This window comes from Peribacillus sp. SIMBA_075 (genome assembly GCF_046534585.1).
The window spans coordinates 1-18689 of record NZ_JAWRYN010000009.1 but is presented as its reverse complement, the minus strand read 5'-3'; the positions used below and the strand labels follow the sequence as shown (position 1 = coordinate 18689).

The window sequence follows — 18689 nt, the reverse complement described above, 5'->3', positions numbered from 1 at the left end:
AACGTTCGTTTCTGTTTTATGTTTTAGTATACTATATTTATTTCATGTTTTCATTAACTGCCGTAACTGTTGCAAGTGCCGCTTTCAAATCTTCATAAATCACATTGCCAACAACGATGACATCCGCAAACTTAGACATTTCTTTGGCCTGTTCAACTGATTTTATCCCACCGCCATAGAAAAGTACGGTATTCTCCAAGCTCTCTTTGGCTGCTTCCACCATCTGGATATCGCCATAATCACCGCTGTATTCCAGATAAAAAATCGGCAGGTTGAACATCTTTTCTGCCATCATCGCGTATGCTCCCACATCATCCATATCCAGTTGGGTATTGGCTTTCGTCAATTGAGCAGCCTTACACTCGGCATTCAGAATACAGTACCCTTCAACGAAAATTTCATCCCAATTCAAAAGGTATCCGTATTCTTTGACTGCTTGCTGATGCAGTTTCATCATCCAATCCGGGTTGGTGCTATTCAGGACACTTGGAATGAAATATAAATCAAACCCTGGCGTCACCGTTTCAACAGAAGAAATCTCCATTACACATGGGACGGTATATCGTCTGACCCGTGCCATTAAATGAAGCACATTCTCAAGCGTGATTCCATCCGTTCCCCCGACCATGATTGCATCCGTACCGGATTCACAGACTTTTTCAAGAGCCTCATCACTTATTTCTTTATTTGGATCGAGTTTGAAAACATGTTTCCACTCGCGAAAATCGTACATAATAATCCTCCATTCACACTTCCCATTACACCATTATAGCATTAAGATTTTTCATTAAAAAAGAGAAGTATCGATAAAATGTTTACCAAATGGAAACCTCTGAATCTAAAAACCAATATAACACGGATACGGCAGAAAGACAGCTGACAAAAGAAAGGCAAAACTCAAAATAAAAAGCCGGGAAATGAATTCCTCGGCTTTTTCTGATTCACCATATAAAAAATCGAATGCATTAAGATTCAGTTGTTTCCTCAACGTTTTCTTTAATACGGTTAAGAGCCATTGAATAAGCGTCATTTCCGTAATTCAAGCAGCGTTTGACCCTGGAAATCGTAGCCGTGCTTGCACCTGTTTCCGTTTCGATTTTATGATAGGTTTTACCTTCTTCAAGCATCCGGGCTACTTCAAGACGCTGTGCTAATGATGAAATTTCATTAACTGTACATAAATCATCAAAAAATCGATAACATTCGTCCAAATCACGCAAGGAAAGGATCGACTTAAACAGCTGATCCGTTTCTTTTCCTCTTAACTTATCAATTTGCATGTTACTCCCCCTCAATTCATGGGTATCAAAATGAGACGTCTCCTACTAAACCAGGTTCATTCGGAATAATATTGATCCAAGTTTTCCCTGGAATCAATCCTACTTCGTTATCGTTTTTCACTGGTATAATCCGACCATCCTTATTAACCCATTCTACTTCATTCGCTGTTCCTTTTTGAAGTAAATAACCTTTTCCACCACTTTTCAAGTCGATTTTACGGCGACCTTTATCGTCGATCACTTGATGAGTGGCCTCAATGATCAATATATTATCCAGTAAAATAGGTTTATTCGATTTATATTCGACTGTTTGCTCACCATTCGAATAACGTTTATATTTCTCTTCCGTGGCGTCGTATTCATACTTTACATCATACTCGTCTGATCCGTAGGATATCTCGGTTTTCAATGCCTGTTCCCCTTGAAGGCCAGCCGCCTCTTCTTTTGAAAGGAAAGTATAAGGTTCCGGTGCACCATTCATCTCATATCCCTTTTCCTTCACGCCCTTTTGGATATCCTCAAAAGAAATGTAGGAATTATGCGGTGCTTTTCTATCTGCCGAACGATGAAACAAAGTACCATCATAATATAATCCGTTCAAGTTATCAATATACCCTTTGTCCAGCATGGTTTTTGCCTCGGGGCTATTCCCATGACACACATAGATGCAATCCAGGCCTTTTGCCAATTCGATATAATAGTCCCTTGCACTCCGAATCGGACCGATTCGGCTTGGCGTTTCACTTTGGAAGATAGCTAAAAATCTGGTTATGTCACCTTCTGCGAGCATTTCGTAGACCATATCGGCTTCTGAGAGGCCCGATTGCGGGCGTGCCTTCGGATGATTATTAATCATCACTGCTACAGCCCTTTGCTCACTGCCTTCATCGGTGGATATACCTGTTAGTGGAAACTCATTGGAAGATTCATTTTTCACATCTCTATTTTTGATGACAGCCGGATCTTTTGGCTTACTGTCATCCGATGCAGGATCCTCTTTCGCCGAACAGCCTGCCAGCAGTAAAATAGCAATAACGATGAAAAGAACTCTCTTTAAATTCATCTTTCCACTCCTCTGAATTATTAGCCATTTCTTCTCTTATATTTTAACGCATTATAGTGGGAAAGAGTATAGTTTTATTCATAACATCATATACTCCTCGCTGGGTTAGCCTTATATATGGCAGATGGGTTGTCGAAAAGAATGAAAGGGTGTAAACAGGATCATCGAAGCGATATCCCCTCTCACGCAGCAAATGTTTCAATTCATTTTCTTCTTTTATCAATTCAGGAACCTCTTTGGTGGACATGACTCCCATTAGTTTAAGAGGAAGTTCATGGATCACCTTTCCATGTTCCGTTAAAATGATTCCACCGCCAATTTCCTTCAGCCGGTTAAATGCCAAATGCATATCCTTTTTCCTTTTACCGATTAGTATGATATCACCGGTATTGGTATAAGAGCCAGCAAAGCCACACAATTTATCCGCAAACCCTTTTAATATTGTATTGATGCGCCATTTCCCTTCCCGATCAATAAGCATGAAAAAGCATTCATCATCCTCGAAGTTCAGCTCTTCATACCCTACATCATTGGAAAGGGAGTACGGTTTCGTAATTACATTATTGACCAATTCAATCCCAAATGGCATGGAAAATTCAAAATCTTCCTTTAAACTAAGATCCCAATCAAGATCAAGTGGTTTAAAATCAAAATCACTCCATTCGATTTCCTGTAAATCAGGAATGATTTCACCATCCCTTTTCACCCATTTCCCTTTTGCCATTACTGAAACCGGTGCGGGTTCCTTTACATCGGTCAGGAAGTTAATGTTCGCTACCCTTCCAGTGGCAATATTGCCATGAAGGTATTCAATATTATAATATCGTGCAATGTTGATAGTTGCCATATTGTAAGCATCGATGACCGGAACGCCATGCTCTATCGCTATTTTGATCAAGCAGTCTATGAGACCACCCTCATAAAAAGACGGCGGCGAACCATCTGTCGTATAAAAGAATTTGTCATAATGATCGATGCCCAGTTCATGAATTTCCTTTATCATCTTTGGAAGATCAGGCCGGATCGAAGAATGTCTTAGTGATACATAATATCCTTGCAGCAAGCGCGCCATGACTTCATCGCCTGTCATTGCCTCATGATCACAATCGGCGCCGAACAGGGTCATTTTTGCTAATGTCTTCTCTGAAGCACCTGGAAAGTGTCCTTCTATTTTCTTCCTCATCCGCTTGGCTTCCTGAATCCAGTGCAGCATCATGTCATCCCCATCGAGAAGCTTCGGCCATCCTGTTAGCTCCCCGCCCTGTAATACGGCATCATGCTCCAGCCAGGATTTAACTGCCCCATGGGAAAATACCGTATCCTCATCGATCAATTCAGTCTGTCCGTCAAAACGGCTCCACCAATACATCGTTACAGGAATATTGCGTAATTCTTTCAAAAGAGAAAACGCTTTCTTTTTATCCAACTGCAATAGAAACGGCAAGTTATCATTGATCAATGTCGTTGTCCCAAAATGAGATGCATAACGTGAAAAAGAAAGGGGATTATATAATTGAGAAGGATGTGAATGCGGCTCAATATAACCCGGGACTAAATACTGGTTTGTGCAGTCAACCATTTCACAGCGGTCTATATTATCCGGAAGCTTATCGCCGACATATATGATGCGATCATCATATATCCATATATTCGCTTTCACCCATTTTCGTAAAGCCTGATTTAAATAAGTCGTATTTTTAAGCAGAATGTGTGGTGCCCTATTGCCATCCAGCACATCTATATGTTCTCTTAGATGTTTATTTTTCCATCTATAGCGCTGTTCAAGCATAAACATTCCCCCATAATTTTTTAGAAACAGATGTATGAAAAAACCATTTTCAATCCAATTTTATTTCATAGTAACATACTTACCTCATTAGAACAGTATCGTTATCCAGAATATTGTTAAATTTTTGTGAAGGGATGGACAAAATATGAAGTTTAAACAAAATATCAGTATAATAAATGCCTTAATGCGAATTACGTGTGGTTTTACCTTTCTAACATGGGCAATGGCTAGAATGGTAAAGAAACCTTGGAAAAACCAATCTTATATTATTGTGGTCATGCTTTCTGCAATGAAAATAGGCGAAGGCATTCTCCGCTATTGCCCCCTCACGGATGCAATGGAAAATGGACAAACCTTAATGAAAAATGAACCAAAACAGGATAGAGAGTCTAATTCATCAGATTCATATTAAGTTTTTTCTAAAGAAGAAGCTGACTCCGTGTAGAGTCAGCTTCTTTGTATTATAATGAAAAATCGCATTAAATTGCACGGTATCCAATATCCGTTCGCCAGAATAAACCGTCTTTCTCAATATGCCCCAACTCTTTATATACTTCAGCTTGGGCTGAGGCCAAATCATTCCCTTTTGCAGCAACCAGAAGTACACGTCCGCCGTTTGAGATGAAATTCCCCTCATCATTTTTAGCCGTTCCAGCATGATAAACATGGGCATTCGGATCAATCTTTTCCAAGCCTTTAATGATTGAACCCTTCTTATAATCCCCTGGATATCCATCAGCTGCCACGACCACTCCAAGAACAGCTTCTTCATGCCATTCAAGTTGTAAATCCTCCCCAGAAAGAACCGCTTCAAGCGTATCTACGAAATCGGTTTTTAGGCGTGGTAAAACAACTTGCGTTTCCGGATCGCCAAAACGTGCATTGAACTCAATGACTTTTGTGCCCTTTTCAGTAGCAATCAACCCGGCATATAATATACCTGTAAAACGGCGTTTTTCCGAAATCATCGCATTTACTGTAGGCTGAAGAATTGTTTCGACTGCAGTCTGAATCATTTCATCGGAAATTTGCGGCACTGGTGAGTATGCACCCATTCCACCTGTGTTCGGACCCTGATCTCCATCAAAAACTCGCTTGTGATCTTGAGCAATGACCATCGGATACACTTTTTCCCCATTCACGAATGCCATCAATGAGAATTCCTCGCCATCGAGAAATTCCTCAATAACGACTTTGGCAGAAGCTTCGCCGAACTTTGCCCCAACTAGCATATCATGGATGGCGTCTAACGCCTCTTCCATCGTCATTGCAACAACGACACCTTTTCCTGCAGCCAAGCCATCCGCTTTTATGACAATGGGTGCCCCCATTTTTTCGATATATGCCTTTGCTGAATCATAATCAGAAAATGTTTCATATTCCGCTGTCGGAATGCTGTAGTTCTTCATTAAATCTTTAGCAAAGGATTTACTTCCCTCAATGACTGCAGCACGGCCATTAGGGCCAAATACCTTTAAGCCTGCATCTGTAAAGTCGTCTGCAAGTCCATTCAACAATGGCGTTTCGGGCCCAATCACCGTTAATGAAATTGCATTCTTCTTTGCGAAGGCAACCAATTCCTCATGATTGTTTTCTTCAATTGGAACAAGAGTCGCTACATCTGTCATACCTGGATTTCCAGGTGCTGCAAAAACTGTCCCAACCCGTTTACTTTCAAATAATTTGCGGGCTATGGCATGCTCCCTGCCGCCCCGGCCAATTACTAGTACATTCATTATCGCACCTCTATTTTTGATTAATGTTTAAAGTGACGAATTCCTGTAAATACCATTGCAATCCCATATTCATCAGCTTTCTTGATTGAATCTTGATCTTTTACAGATCCACCAGGCTGAATAATTGCCGTGACGCCCGCTTTTGCTGCCGCTTCTACAGTATCATCCATTGGGAAGAAAGCATCTGATGCCAATGCACTTCCTGTCGCTCTTTCCCCAGCTTGTTCCAGAGCAATTTTTGCAGCACCGACACGGTTCATTTGACCTGCGCCAACACCTAAGGTCATTTGACCGTTACTAACCACTATTGCATTCGACTTTACATGCTTTACGATTTTCCAGCCAAGTTCCATGGCTTTCCATTCTTCAGGAGTAGGCTCACGTTTCGTTGCAACTTTTACCTCTGCATCCTTTAAGCTATGTGCATCTCGATCTTGAATAAGTAATCCGCCTTCAATGGAAGTCAATTTACGCTCAGGTTTTTTAGCCGCATCGAAATCGATCGTTAATAAACGAAGGTTTTTCTTGCTTGTTAATACTTCCACTGCTTCATCTGTAAACCCAGGAGCAATGATGATTTCAAGGAAAATTTCATGAAGCCTTTCCGCAGTCGCTTTATCAACTTCACGGTTCAAAGCAATGATTCCACCGAAAATGGAAGTAGCATCTGCCTCATAAGCTTTTTCATACGCTTCTAAAATGGTCGCTCCTACACCGACGCCGCAAGGATTCATATGTTTAACAGCAACAGCAGCCGGCTCATTGAATTCCTTAACGATTTGAAGTGCTGCATCAGCGTCATTAATGTTGTTGTATGAAAGCTCTTTTCCATGTAATTGCTGCGCTTCAGCAATTGAGAAAACGGAACCAAGCGGTTTTTTATAGAATGCTGCTTTTTGATGTGGATTTTCCCCATAACGAAGGGACTGTTTCAATTCATAGGTAACAGTCAATGATTCAGGATTCTCTTCATCGGTAAGCTCAGTCATATACTCCGAAATGACAGCATCATATGCAGCTGTATGGCGGAAGACTTTTGCAGCCAAACGGCGATTCGTGGTTTTTGATACTCCGTCGTTTTGTTTCAGCTCAGCCAATACGGTAGGATAATCATTTGAATCAACGATAACAGTCACATATTCGTGGTTTTTAGCAGAAGAACGAAGCATTGTCGGTCCACCGATATCGATGTTTTCAATAGCATCTTCCACAGTGACTTCTGGTTTGGAAATAGTCGCTTGGAACGGATATAGGTTTACACAGACAAGTTGAATGGGTTCAATATTATGCTCTGCAAGCTGTGCTGCGTGATCCTTGTCATCATGTTTTGCCAACACTGCTCCATGGACATTCGGGTGAAGTGTTTTTACACGTCCATCCAAGATTTCCGGAAAACCGGTGACATCACTGATTCCAATTACATCAACGCCATTATCCTGCAGTGTTTTTTTGGTACCGCCTGTAGAAATAATTTCAAAACCTGCCTCAATTAAACCTTGAGCAAATTCTACGATACCTGTTTTATCCGATACACTAATTAAAGCACGTTTCTTCATGTTATGTTGGTCCCTCCATTAAGTAAGTTTCTTGTGGCATAGCTCCTGCAAAACTGACGGATACATGTCATGCTCCATTTCCTGAATCCTTTTTTGAAGAATGTCTTTCGTATCCCCCTCAAGAATTGGCACTGCATTTTGGGCAATGATCGGTCCTGTATCCATTCCATCATCAACATAATGAACGGTTACCCCCGTTTCCTTCACTCCAGCGTCAAAAGCCTGGCCAATTGCATCCTTGCCTGGAAAACTAGGCAAGAGTGAAGGGTGGATGTTCACAATTCTCTGTGTATACTTTTGTAATAATGTCGGACCAATCAAACGCATATAACCAGCCAGAATGATAAACTCTATCTCATATTGGCGAAGTTTCTCCAGGATTACCGATTCATACTCAGTCTTGTTAGAGTAATTCTTCGCTGAAAAGGAGAAAGAATCAATATTCTCAAGCTTTGCTCTCTCAAGTACATAAGCATCTTCCCGATCACAAACGACAAGACAGATTTCCGCCGCCAATTTTCCACTTTTTATTGCTTCAGCAATAGATTGGAAATTACTACCATTACCTGATGCAAAGACAGCAAGGCGCTTCATTATTTAAACGACACTCCATTTCCGTCCACAATCGTTCCAATAACCGATGCTTCTTCGCCGCAAGACCGTAGATGGGCTACCACATCAGATGCCACTTCTTTTTTCACGACAGCCGTCATTCCAATACCCATATTGAAAATATTGAACATTTCCTCTTTTACAAGGTTCCCTTTTTCTTCAAGGAACGCGAATACAGATGGAATTCCCCAACTTCCTAGCTCGATTTCCACACCGCATCCTTCAGGTAGAATACGAGGAATATTTTCGATGAACCCGCCACCCGTAATATGGGCAAGACCATTAACATCAAATTTTTCTAATGTCGATAAAATGGATTTTACATAGATTTTTGTCGGTTTTAGTAATTCCTCACCCAACTTGCAACCCAATTCCGGTACGAAGTCATGAAGCCCCATACCTGAGTCTTCAAGAAGGATTTTACGAACAAGTGAATATCCATTACTGTGGATGCCGCTTGAAGCAAGTCCAATAACGACATCACCCGCCGAGATTGCCTCACCCGTAATTAGACGTGATTTTTCAACTGCACCTACAGTAAAGCCTGCAACATCGTATTCTTCCGTTTCGTACATGCCCGGCATTTCCGCTGTTTCTCCGCCGATTAAAGCACAGCCTGCCTGCTCACAGCCATCTGCAATTCCTTTGACGATCATTTCAATTCGTTCTGGATCTGCTTTACCGCAGGCAATATAATCTAAAAAGTATAAAGGTGCAGCACCTTGAACGACAACATCATTGACGCACATAGCTACACAATCCACACCAATTGTATCGTGTTTATCCATCATGAACGCCAACAAAAGTTTCGTACCCACTCCATCCGTACCTGAAATGAGCACAGGTTCTTTAAGGTTCAAGGAAGATAAGTCAAACATGCCTCCAAAACCGCCAAGACCATTCATTACTTCTGGACGAAATGTGCGCTTTACATGTTTTTTCATTCGATTTACCGCTTCATAACCAGCCTCAATATCCACACCAGCCTGTTTATATGCATTAGCCATTTGAAATCCTCCTCCGAAAATCAATCTTCATTGCCGACTTGTTTAACATTTTGTTTTTTCTCGTTCGTACTCAAAAATTTCAGTCGGATAATTTCCGGTGAAACAAGCTAGGCATGAACCGCGCGTTTCTCCAGGAAATGGTCGGCCAATTGCTTCGACCATACCTTCGACACTTAAAAAAGTTAATGAATCAGCACCAATGATTTCCCTTATTTCCTCCACCGATTTAGAGCTCGCAATCAGTTCTTCCTTTTTAGACGTGTCTATTCCATAAAAACATGGATTCTTGATCGGCGGCGAGCTGATTACAACATGCACTTCTTTGGCTCCTGCATCTTTTAACATGCGGACAATCCTTCTGCTCGTGGTCCCACGGACGATTGAATCATCAACCATTATGACCCGCTTACCTTCTACGACCCCTCTTACAGGTGAAAGTTTCATCTTCACGCCTTGTTCGCGCAGACTCTGTGATGGCTGAATGAACGTCCGTCCAACATAACGATTTTTTATTAAGCCCATTTCATAGGGAATGCCGGCCGCTTCAGCATAGCCTATCGCTGCCGAAATACTGGAATCGGGTACACCTGTAACTACATCCGCCTCTATTTTAGCTTCCAGTGCCATTTGCTTGCCAAGGTTTTTTCGTGCCGTATGAACATTGATCCCATCAATGTTACTATCCGGACGGGAAAAATACACATATTCCATCGTACACATTGCCTGTTGACTGGAAAGCGAAAAGTACTCGGAAGTGATTCCCTCATCATTAATGACAACTAGTTCACCCGGTTCAATATCGCGGATGAATTCTGCACCTACAATATCAAGGGCACATGTTTCGGATGCAGCGAAATATGCATCGCCTATTTTCCCTAAGGAAAGTGGACGGAAGCCATGCGGATCTCTTGCCATGATCATTTGGTTTTCTGTCATGATGACAAAGGCATAAGCTCCCTTCAGCATGCTTAAACTGTTTTTCACGGAATCCCTGACATCTGAGTAGCCGGACCGTTTAATCAAATGGGCCAGAACTTCCGTATCCGATGTCGTTTGAAAAATGCTTCCCTGTCCTTCAAGCTGTGCTTTTAATTGATGGGCATTGACGATGTTCCCATTATGAGCAAGTGCCAGCCCTCCTGTATGTGAATTGAACAGGAAAGGCTGAACATTTTGATACCCGCCGCCACCTGCCGTTGTATAACGGACATGGCCGATCGCAGCTTTTCCTGAACCGGAAAGTGCCTGCATTTTATCAGCCGTGAATATTTCTGTGACAAGACCTTCACCCTTAGTGATGGACATCTGGTCACCGTCCGTTACGACGATGCCAGCTCCCTCTTGACCACGATGTTGTAAGCTATGCAAACCGTAGTAAGCAAGCTGTGCTGCATCGGGATGTCCCCAGACTCCAACAACGCCACACTCTTCGTTTAGGCTTCTTATTTCAGCAAGCATGGTATAGCTCCCTTCCAAGCTGTTTGTAAAACATCAACGTCCGCTTCCAATACTTTGCTATCACTGTCTGCCGTCACGACTAATTTATTATCCTCTGTTACTGAGCCAATGCATATCGCATCTTCTACAAGTGCTTCAAATGCCGTTTGGTTTTCAGGATTGATGGATAGTAAGAATCGTGATTGTGTTTCACTGAATAATTCTGATACCGGTTCGCCGGATATATTCACTTTTGCACCAAGTTTGCTAGTCCCAAATAAAGATTCAGCTAAAGCCACTGCCAAACCGCCTTCCGAAAGATCATGGGCTGATGCGACAAGTCCGTTTTGGATTGCAGTGAGGATTTGCTGCTGACGCTTTTGTTCAACGCTCAAATCAAGTTCTGGTGCGCGTCCAAAGATTTTACCCTCAAGCATTTTTTGTAATTCACTGCCTCCAAATTCCACTTTTGCTTCGCCGATCACATAAATCAAATCGGATTCATTTTTAAACGATTGTGTAGTGATATGTTGAAGATCACTGACAAGACCAACCATCCCAACTACAGGTGTCGGATAAATCGCTTCACCATTCGTTTCATTGTAAAGCGAGACATTTCCACCAATTACAGGGGTACTTAAGCTTCTGCAAGCTTCACTCATACCGTCTGCCGCTTTTTCCAATTGCCAAAATATTTCAGGTTTTTCTGGATTCCCAAAGTTCAGGCAATCCGTAATTGCTAAAGGTTCCGCACCCGAGCAAATAATGTTACGTGCTGCTTCAGCGACTGCGATTTTACCTCCCGTTTCTGGATCTAAATATATATAGCGGGAGTTACAATCCGTCGTCATAGCAAGGGCCTTATTTGTGCCCCGAACTCGTACTACCGCCGCATCCGATCCAGGTGAGACGACTGTATTCGTGCGGACCATGTAATCATATTGATCATAAACCCATTCCTTACTCGAAATCGTCGGTTGCTTCAATAGTGATATCAGTGTTTCTTTATAATCTCCTATGACTGGCATTTCAGCCTTCATACTTTGGAAATCACGGAAATATTGCGGTTCTGCAGATGGCTTATGATAAATCGGAGCTTCTTCAGCCAATGCATCAACTGGAACCTCTGCAACAATTTCACCTTGATGCGATAACGTTAGGTTTTTGTCATCCGTCACTACACCGACGGAAACAGCCTCTAGATCATATTTCGTAAACAAGTCAACGATTTCTTGTTCACGTCCTTTAGTGACTACGATCAGCATCCGCTCTTGTGATTCAGAAAGCATCATTTCATAAGCAGTCATTCCCGTTTCACGCTGCGGTATCAAATCAAGGTTCATTTTAATGCCTGAGCCCGCTTTACTTGCCATCTCTGCAGATGAACTAGTAAGTCCTGCCGCGCCCATATCCTGAATCCCAACAAGTGCATCATTTTGAATTAATTCTAGACATGCTTCTAAAAGCAGTTTCTCCATGAATGGATCTCCCACTTGGACGGCAGGTCGTTTTTCTTCTGATGACTCTGACAGCTCCTCGGATGCAAATGTTGCTCCATGAATACCATCGCGTCCTGTTTTGGCACCGACATACATGACTGTGTTACCCACTCCATGCGCCTGGCCTTTTTTTATGTCCTTATGGTCGATCAAGCCGACACACATGGCATTGACTAGAGGGTTCCCTTCATAAGAAGGATCGAATTGAATTTCGCCTCCCACAGTCGGTATTCCGATACAATTGCCGTACCCAGCAATCCCGGCAACCACTTCTTTAAATAAATATTTCACGCGATCATTGTCTAGCTCACCGAAGCGAAGTGAATTCAGCATCGCAATCGGACGTGCACCCATGGAGAAGACATCACGGATAATACCGCCGACACCAGTAGCGGCACCTTGGTAAGGTTCGATAGCAGATGGGTGGTTATGACTTTCTATTTTAAAAACGACAGCCTGATTGTCACCGATATCAACGATACCAGCTCCTTCACCAGGTCCTTGAAGGACTTTCTCCCCAGTAATCGGGAATTTTCTTAAGATGGGTTTTGAATTTTTGTAGGAACAATGCTCTGACCACATAACGGAAAACAATCCTGTTTCCGTATAATTCGGCAGTCTGCCTAAGATTTTCTCCACCATGGCAAATTCTTTATCGGATAGTCCCATACTTGCGTACAATCGCTCCGATTTAATTTTTTCCGGACTTGGTTCAAGCTGTAATAACATGTGATTCCCTCCAGTTTTTTACGATGGATTGAAAAATCTTTAAGCCGTCTTTACTGCCAAGCAGTGAATCAACAGCACGTTCGGGATGAGGCATCATTCCGAGGACATTTCCTTGTTCATTTGTAATTCCCGCTATTTGTTCCAAGCTTCCGTTTGGATTTTCACCGTCATAAGTGAATAAAATGCGGTTATTTTGTTTTAATTCAGCCAATGTTTCATTATCACAGTAGTAATTCCCTTCACCATGGGCAACCGGGATCGTAATCGTTTCATTTAATTCATAGCCTGTCGTGAACATCGATTGGTTATTTTCAACCTTTAATCCTACATTGCGGCAAATGAATTTCAAGCCTTCATTACGACGCATCGCTCCAGGTAAAAGCCCTGCTTCAAGTAAAATCTGAAAACCATTGCAGACACCCAAAACAGGCTTTCCTGCTTGAGCCGCTTTTACGACTTCGCCCATTACATTCGAAAATCTAGCAATTGCTCCAGAGCGTAAATAGTCTCCATAAGAGAAACCTCCAGGAAGGAGAATTCCATCATACTGATCTAGATTGTCTGTGGAATGCCAAACATACTCCACTTCTTCCCCTAGTGCATCCTTTATCGCATGGTACATATCGACATCACAATTGGAACCAGGGAAAACTATGACAGCAAATTTCATTGGTTGATAACCTCCTCAACATCATAACGGTAAGCTTCAATTACCGTGTTGGCCAATAGTTTTTCACACATTTCCTTCACAAGTTGATCTAAATCACGATCCGTATCCTCAATTGTTAGTTCAATGTATTTCCCCACTCGAACATCACTTACCTCGTTATAAGTTAAACTATGAAGTGATTGTTGAACTGCTGCTCCCTGTGGATCTAGTACACTTTCGCGTAGTGTGATATATACCTTAACCTTATACATGTTGAGTACCCTCCAACTTTGCTAGAATTTTTTCGTAAGCATCTGTTAAACTGCCTAAATTACGGCGAAATACATCTTTGTCTAACTTTTCATTCGTTGTAATATCCCATAACCGGCATGTATCAGGTGAAATTTCATCTGCCAGCAGAATGTCTCCATTCGGGGTTTTACCAAACTCTAATTTAAAATCAATCAATTTAATGTCCAACTCTTTAAAGAAGGAAGTTAAGACGTTACTGATTTCTTGTGCCTTTACTTTTAAAATGGCTACATCTTCCTTGCTTGCAAGTTCCAATTCTTCAATATGGTCTTCCGTTAACAGAGGATCTCCGAGCTCATCATCTTTATAGTAAAACTCAATCAGCGTTTTCTTAAGTGGCTGGCCTTCCTCAATACCAGTTCTTTTAGAAAAACTGCCAGCAGCCGTATTTCTAACGACTACTTCAAGCGGAATGATGGATACTCTCTTAACTAACTGCTCCCGGTCGGAAAGCTGTTCAATAAAATGGGACGGTATATTTTCTTGGGCAAGCTTTGAAAATAATAGGCTTGTAATTTGATTATTCAATCTACCTTTTCCGGCGATTTCTGACTTCTTCTCACCATTAAACGCTGTTGCCGAATCCTTGTATTCCACCCATACTATTTCACTGTTGTCTGTTGCAAAAATCTGTTTCGCTTTTCCTTCATACAACAATTCTCGTTTTTCCATCTGTCCAGACCCCCGCATTGTGAATATTATGAATCTTCCTATCATTAATCAGGCTTGGCAAACATATCATCGTTTAGAGATGCTATGTTTGCCGCCTTCATTTTTATAAACCTAAACGATCAAAGATTACATCAACATTTTTCAAGTGATGTGTAGGATCGAAACAATCATCAAGTTCTTCTTTCGTAAGCAAGCTTGTGATTTTATCATCCTTTTCGATCAGGCTTCTGAATGGAACCTGAAGCTCCCATGCTTCCATCGCTTTCGGCTGAACCGTATCATAAGCTTCTTCACGGACAAGTCCTTTATCGATAAGGGAAAGCAGCACACGTTGTGAGAAAATCAATCCCAGGGTACGGTCCATATTACGTTTCATATTTTCCGGGTAAACGGTCAAGTTCTTCACTATGTTGCTGAAACGGTTCAGCATATAGTTTAAAGCGATCGTTGCATCTGGAAAGATGATGCGCTCAGCAGAAGAATGCGAAATGTCACGTTCATGCCATAATGGCACATTCTCATATGCTGTCATCATGTAACCGCGGATTACCCGAGCCATTCCCGTCATATTTTCAGAACCGATTGGATTCCGTTTATGAGGCATTGCCGAAGATCCCTTTTGTCCTTTTGCAAAGAATTCTTCTACTTCACGCGTTTCACTTTTTTGCAATCCGCGAATTTCCACTGCGAACTTTTCAATTGATGTCGCAATTAAAGCCAATGTGCTCATATAATGTGCGTGGCGATCGCGCTGTAATGTTTGAGTTGAAATTGGTGCTGCTTCAAGGCCAAGCTTTTCACAAACGAATTTTTCAACGAACGGGTCGATGTTTGCGTATGTTCCGACAGCTCCTGAAATTTTACCAACCTCTATGTTCTTTCTGGCTTCTTCAAAACGTTCGACATTACGTTTCATTTCTTGATACCAAAGTGCCAGTTTCAAACCGAAAGTAGTCGGTTCCGCATGTACTCCATGTGTACGTCCCATTTGAACCGTATATTTATGTTCTTTCGCTTTATTTTTCAAGATTTCTACGAAGTTGTTTAAATCCTTTGAAAGGATATCATTCGCTTGCTTAATCACATATGAAAGAGCTGTATCGACCACATCAGTAGAGGTCAATCCGTAATGAACCCATTTCCGTTCTTCACCCAATGTTTCAGAAACCGCACGTGTAAAAGCAACTACATCGTGGCGTGTATCTTTTTCGATTTCATTGATACGTTCCACATCGAACGTAGCATTTTCACGAAGAAGCTTCACATCTTCCTTTGGAATGACTCCAAGTTCAGACCATGCTTCACAAGCTAGAATTTCTACTTCCAACCACGCATTAAAGCGGTTCTTTTCTGTCCAAATGTTTCCCATCTCTGGGCGGGTATAACGTTCAATCATTTTACTTCCTCCGTTTCAACCTGTTGATTCCATATTTTGCTTCGATCACTTTCCAAAAGAGCTTCCTCAATCGTTGGACGTAAAATATTCACATGCCCCATTTTCCGCTTAAACTTGGCCTCTTTCTTGCCGTAAAGATGAACCTTCCAATCAGAAATCGTCGGAATTTCATCCATTAAGGGTCCGATATGCTCACCAAGGATGTTTAACATTACGACCGGCTTCAATAACGCCGTATTACCGAGCGGCCAATTGCAAACAGCCCTTATATGCTGTTCGAACTGTGAAGTCTCACACGCTTCCATTGTATAATGGCCTGAGTTATGAGGTCTTGGCGCTAATTCATTAATGATGATCTCATCCTGAGCGGTTAAAAACATCTCGACCGCCAATGTCCCTACCAAATCAAGTTTTTCTGCAAGCTGCAAGGCTTCATTAATAGCCTTCCGTTCAGCTTGTTGACTAATACGTGCGGGAACAATGCTTTTATGAAGAATATTTTCAATATGAATATTTTCCGCGATTGGAAAATGACTTGCCTCGCCATTTGCCTTACGCGTCACGATAATCGAGATTTCTTTTACGAAAGGTATCCAGGCTTCCAGCACACATACACCTGTTTTGAGCAGGGATTCTGCCTTTTTAATATCGGCTTCTTCCTTAATGACCAACTGCCCTTTTCCATCATAACCGCCCCGCGTCGTTTTTAACACACTAGGGTACCCTAATTTTTCGATATGAAGGTAAATTTCTGAAATAGCCTGTATTTCCTGATAGGGAGCAACCGAAGCTCCTGCATCAGATATAGCCTTTTTTTCAGTAAGTCTATCCTGGGTCATCTTTAATAATTCTGAGCCCTGTGGAAGAAATGCATGTTGCTTTAACCAATCTAGTGCTTCTGAACTGATATTTTCAAACTCATATGTTATGACGTCACTAACCTCAGCTAACCTTTTCAATGCTTCGATATCATCATAAGCACCAATGATTTCAATATCCGCCACTTGCGCACATGGACCTTCTGCAGTCGGCTCAAGGACCGCTATCTTAAAGCCCGATGCCTTAGCCGACAAGGCCATCATCCTGCCCAATTGCCCGCCGCCAATAATTCCAATGGTCTGTCCCGGTAAAATGATTGTATTATTTAAGTTGTTCACTGCTTTGTAACACCTTTTCTCTGGTTTCGTCTCGTAAAGATTCTAACCTATCAGCAATGTTGGAATCGAAAGCTGCTAATATTTGAGCCGCTAATAATCCGGCATTGACTGCGCCAGCTTTTCCGATTGCAACCGTTGCAACCGGTACGCCACCAGGCATTTGAACAATCGATAATAACGAATCCATCCCATTTAATGCCTTAGATTGTATCGGTACGCCAATCACAGGGACAATCGTTTTGGCTGCCGTCATACCTGGAAGATGCGCCGCCCCGCCAGCTCCGGCAATAATCACCTTAATATCTCTATCTTTTGCACTCTCTGCATATTCAAATAGTAAATCCGGCGTCCTGTGGGCGGAAACGACTCTTTTTTCATAGGGAATCTCAAGCTGTTCCAATGATTCACAAGCGTATTTCATCGTTTCCCAATCCGAGACACTTCCCATAATAACTCCAACTTGTGGTTTCATATCATCTTTCCCTCCAACACTCATATTTTGGCGTCCCGAGTATGCAGATGGACGCTTATCATTATCTATAACATGTAAATTAAAAAAACCGGGCAGTTTGCTTCCTCATCGAGAAAGCAAACTGCCCGGAATAGAAAGCCCTTTTGAAAAAAACAAAAAGGACTTGGCTAGTTTCCGAATTAGTCAGATGCTTTTCTCATAGTCCGATGATTTACGGTCATCAGGTAGAAACTTTTGGGCCATATCCCCATGATTATATGAGATGTATTAATGTAACTTCATCTTACCTTCCGGCCATTTTAATGTCAAGTTAAAATCGAATATTTTTACATGATATTAATGAATCGTTCGTGTTTTACTCGATTAATTTTACTTCGAATACAATTTTTCGATCAACTGGCACATATTGGACTTTGCCATTCTCGATTTTCTCGGCAAAGATGGGTTCTTCCGTCCTCCTTACAGGAAAGTAGCCTGCCGCTTTAATTCGATCTAAACAAGCATCGATTGTCTCACCCTCAACAACTTCAAACTTTTCCTTACTTTTTTTACCCACAATACCAAAATCCCTTCCATAATTCCATTTTATTTGCCTTCTTCCTTAAATCTAACTTGCATTATTATCTTAATAAATTCCTCCTAGTATAATGAAAAAGAACAAGTAAGACAAGAAATCCATTTTAGTATTCATTACAGTATTACAGGGATTCCATAATGCCTTAGTTAATGTCTTCTCCGAATCTCCTTGCATAATTTGCCGTCTCTCTAAAAAAAGACCCTATCTTCATAATTTATACATCCATTCAATATCCTAACCTTCTTCCCTTCCCAATACTATAGCCAGACTCAAGTAATCCCCCTGCTCCATCAGTACAGTTATTCGTATCTTGTACCCATGAATTATTTCAATTCACACCTCTTGTAATTTGAGGGCATTGAAGAGAGGCAACATATCCCTTTAGGTCGAATTCAATTCAATTTGAAAGATGGAAATATCATAAAAACGATTTCTTTTAAATCATTGAGACGCAAAAAAAGACCAGCCGGATGGCTGATCTTTTAAATGGCTTGGCGGCGTCCTACTCTCACAGGGGGAAACCCCCAACTACCATCGGCGCTGAAGAGCTTAACTGCCGTGTTCGGAATGGGAACGGGTGTGACCTCTTCGCTATCGCCACCAAACATATCAGGAACGTTGTTCCTTCAAAACTAGATAATAAGAAGGTATTTCATTTTTTAAAAAGCGTTGGTTAAGTCCTCGATCTATTAGTATCAGTCAGCTCCACATGTCGCCACGCTTCCACCTCTGACCTATCAACCTGA

General features: G+C 41.7%; 18 protein-coding genes, 1 rRNA gene and 1 riboswitch. Of the genes, 1 reads left to right on the top strand and 18 read right to left on the bottom strand.

Translation table 11 applies throughout. The features are described from left to right. Positions 1-37 precede the first annotated feature (37 nt). The 4 genes from pcrB to SB775_RS09420 all read right to left on the bottom strand — a co-directional run bounded on the left by pcrB (position 38) and on the right by SB775_RS09420 (position 4132). Positions 38-733 (bottom strand): heptaprenylglyceryl phosphate synthase, encoded by a 696-nt coding sequence (gene pcrB / locus SB775_RS09435; protein WP_061461280.1) that lies wholly within the window; start codon positions 731-733, stop codon positions 38-40. Between the two features lie 232 nt (positions 734-965). Then, positions 966-1280 carry a YerC/YecD family TrpR-related protein gene (locus tag SB775_RS09430; protein ID WP_061461279.1) on the bottom strand — a complete coding sequence of 105 codons (315 nt, stop codon included), beginning with the start codon at positions 1278-1280 and terminating at the stop codon, positions 966-968. A 25-nt stretch (positions 1281-1305) separates the two neighbouring features. Next, positions 1306-2343: a DUF3048 domain-containing protein gene (locus SB775_RS09425; RefSeq protein ID WP_089362519.1), complete on the bottom strand. Its 1038-nt coding sequence runs from the start codon at positions 2341-2343 to the stop codon at positions 1306-1308. 43 nt (positions 2344-2386) lie between these two features. After that, entirely contained in the window at positions 2387-4132 is a 1746-nt protein-coding gene (locus SB775_RS09420) for an adenine deaminase C-terminal domain-containing protein (protein ID WP_089362518.1), read from the bottom strand. Positions 4133-4277: 145 nt separating this feature from the next. On the opposite strand from SB775_RS09420, the gene SB775_RS09415 reads away from it, so the two are divergent. Next, complete coding sequence (locus tag SB775_RS09415; protein ID WP_061461276.1) at positions 4278-4544, top strand: YgaP-like transmembrane domain; 267 nt, start codon at positions 4278-4280, stop codon at positions 4542-4544. Positions 4545-4611: 67 nt separating this feature from the next. Here the strand turns inward: SB775_RS09415 and purD are convergent, their stop codons facing one another. From purD to rrf, 14 genes are all read right to left on the bottom strand, one after another. Continuing rightward, entirely contained in the window at positions 4612-5868 is a 1257-nt protein-coding gene (purD, locus tag SB775_RS09410; protein ID WP_410861434.1) for a phosphoribosylamine--glycine ligase, read from the bottom strand. Between the two features lie 20 nt (positions 5869-5888). Next, positions 5889-7424 carry a bifunctional phosphoribosylaminoimidazolecarboxamide formyltransferase/IMP cyclohydrolase gene (purH, locus tag SB775_RS09405; protein ID WP_125163152.1) on the bottom strand — a complete coding sequence of 512 codons (1536 nt, stop codon included), beginning with the start codon at positions 7422-7424 and terminating at the stop codon, positions 5889-5891. 18 nt (positions 7425-7442) lie between these two features. Next, positions 7443-8018, bottom strand: a complete 576-nt coding sequence (gene purN, locus SB775_RS09400) for a phosphoribosylglycinamide formyltransferase (protein WP_089362515.1) — start codon at positions 8016-8018, stop codon at positions 7443-7445. Next, on the bottom strand, positions 8018-9043 hold the full coding sequence (purM, locus tag SB775_RS09395; RefSeq protein WP_089362514.1) for a phosphoribosylformylglycinamidine cyclo-ligase: 1026 nt from the start codon (positions 9041-9043) through the stop codon (positions 8018-8020). The genes purN and purM overlap by 1 nt, the downstream gene beginning before the upstream one ends. Before the next feature lie 42 nt (positions 9044-9085). After that, positions 9086-10501, bottom strand: a complete 1416-nt coding sequence (purF, locus tag SB775_RS09390; protein ID WP_061461271.1) for an amidophosphoribosyltransferase — start codon at positions 10499-10501, stop codon at positions 9086-9088. Next, complete coding sequence (gene purL, locus SB775_RS09385) at positions 10486-12708, bottom strand: phosphoribosylformylglycinamidine synthase subunit PurL (RefSeq protein ID WP_410861433.1); 2223 nt, start codon at positions 12706-12708, stop codon at positions 10486-10488. Before purL ends, purF begins: the two co-directional genes overlap by 16 nt. Further along, entirely contained in the window at positions 12692-13378 is a 687-nt protein-coding gene (gene purQ / locus SB775_RS09380; RefSeq protein ID WP_089362511.1) for a phosphoribosylformylglycinamidine synthase subunit PurQ, read from the bottom strand. The genes purL and purQ overlap by 17 nt, the downstream gene beginning before the upstream one ends. Then, positions 13375-13629, bottom strand: coding sequence for a phosphoribosylformylglycinamidine synthase subunit PurS (gene purS, locus SB775_RS09375; protein ID WP_089362510.1), 255 nt, complete (start codon positions 13627-13629; stop codon positions 13375-13377). Before purS ends, purQ begins: the two co-directional genes overlap by 4 nt. After that, on the bottom strand, positions 13622-14341 hold the full coding sequence (purC, locus tag SB775_RS09370; protein WP_089362509.1) for a phosphoribosylaminoimidazolesuccinocarboxamide synthase: 720 nt from the start codon (positions 14339-14341) through the stop codon (positions 13622-13624). The genes purS and purC overlap by 8 nt, the downstream gene beginning before the upstream one ends. Positions 14342-14444: 103 nt before the next feature. Further along, complete coding sequence (purB, locus tag SB775_RS09365) at positions 14445-15737, bottom strand: adenylosuccinate lyase (RefSeq protein ID WP_089362508.1); 1293 nt, start codon at positions 15735-15737, stop codon at positions 14445-14447. Then, positions 15734-16894 carry a 5-(carboxyamino)imidazole ribonucleotide synthase gene (gene purK / locus SB775_RS09360; RefSeq protein WP_089362507.1) on the bottom strand — a complete coding sequence of 387 codons (1161 nt, stop codon included), beginning with the start codon at positions 16892-16894 and terminating at the stop codon, positions 15734-15736. Before purK ends, purB begins: the two co-directional genes overlap by 4 nt. Next, complete coding sequence (gene purE, locus SB775_RS09355; RefSeq protein ID WP_061461265.1) at positions 16878-17366, bottom strand: 5-(carboxyamino)imidazole ribonucleotide mutase; 489 nt, start codon at positions 17364-17366, stop codon at positions 16878-16880. Before purE ends, purK begins: the two co-directional genes overlap by 17 nt. A gap of 179 nt (positions 17367-17545) precedes the next feature. Next, positions 17546-17647, bottom strand: a riboswitch (purine riboswitch). 74 nt (positions 17648-17721) lie between these two features. Beyond that, positions 17722-17922, bottom strand: a complete 201-nt coding sequence (locus SB775_RS09350) for an NETI motif-containing protein (protein WP_061461264.1) — start codon at positions 17920-17922, stop codon at positions 17722-17724. A gap of 510 nt (positions 17923-18432) precedes the next feature. Then, positions 18433-18548, bottom strand: a 5S ribosomal RNA gene (rrf, locus tag SB775_RS09345). Between the last annotated feature and the right edge of the window lie 141 nt (positions 18549-18689).

Coding starts and splice junctions, on each gene's coding strand:
- purH (WP_125163152.1), bottom strand. CDS start 7,424: ATGAAGAAACGTGCTTTAATTAGTGTATCGGATAAAACAGGTATCGTA.
- purN (WP_089362515.1), bottom strand. CDS start 8,018: ATGAAGCGCCTTGCTGTCTTTGCATCAGGTAATGGTAGTAATTTCCAA.
- purE (WP_061461265.1), bottom strand. CDS start 17,366: ATGAAACCACAAGTTGGAGTTATTATGGGAAGTGTCTCGGATTGGGAA.
- purD (WP_410861434.1), bottom strand. CDS start 5,868: ATGAATGTACTAGTAATTGGCCGGGGCGGCAGGGAGCATGCCATAGCC.
- purF (WP_061461271.1), bottom strand. CDS start 10,501: ATGCTTGCTGAAATAAGAAGCCTAAACGAAGAGTGTGGCGTTGTTGGA.
- purL (WP_410861433.1), bottom strand. CDS start 12,708: ATGTTATTACAGCTTGAACCAAGTCCGGAAAAAATTAAATCGGAGCGA.
- purS (WP_089362510.1), bottom strand. CDS start 13,629: ATGTATAAGGTTAAGGTATATATCACACTACGCGAAAGTGTACTAGAT.
- purM (WP_089362514.1), bottom strand. CDS start 9,043: ATGGCTAATGCATATAAACAGGCTGGTGTGGATATTGAGGCTGGTTAT.
- SB775_RS09420 (WP_089362518.1), bottom strand. CDS start 4,132: ATGCTTGAACAGCGCTATAGATGGAAAAATAAACATCTAAGAGAACAT.
- purB (WP_089362508.1), bottom strand. CDS start 15,737: ATGATTGAACGTTATACCCGCCCAGAGATGGGAAACATTTGGACAGAA.
- purC (WP_089362509.1), bottom strand. CDS start 14,341: ATGGAAAAACGAGAATTGTTGTATGAAGGAAAAGCGAAACAGATTTTT.
- SB775_RS09415 (WP_061461276.1), top strand. CDS start 4,278: ATGAAGTTTAAACAAAATATCAGTATAATAAATGCCTTAATGCGAATT.
- SB775_RS09425 (WP_089362519.1), bottom strand. CDS start 2,343: ATGAATTTAAAGAGAGTTCTTTTCATCGTTATTGCTATTTTACTGCTG.
- SB775_RS09430 (WP_061461279.1), bottom strand. CDS start 1,280: ATGCAAATTGATAAGTTAAGAGGAAAAGAAACGGATCAGCTGTTTAAG.
- pcrB (WP_061461280.1), bottom strand. CDS start 733: ATGTACGATTTTCGCGAGTGGAAACATGTTTTCAAACTCGATCCAAAT.
- purQ (WP_089362511.1), bottom strand. CDS start 13,378: ATGAAATTTGCTGTCATAGTTTTCCCTGGTTCCAATTGTGATGTCGAT.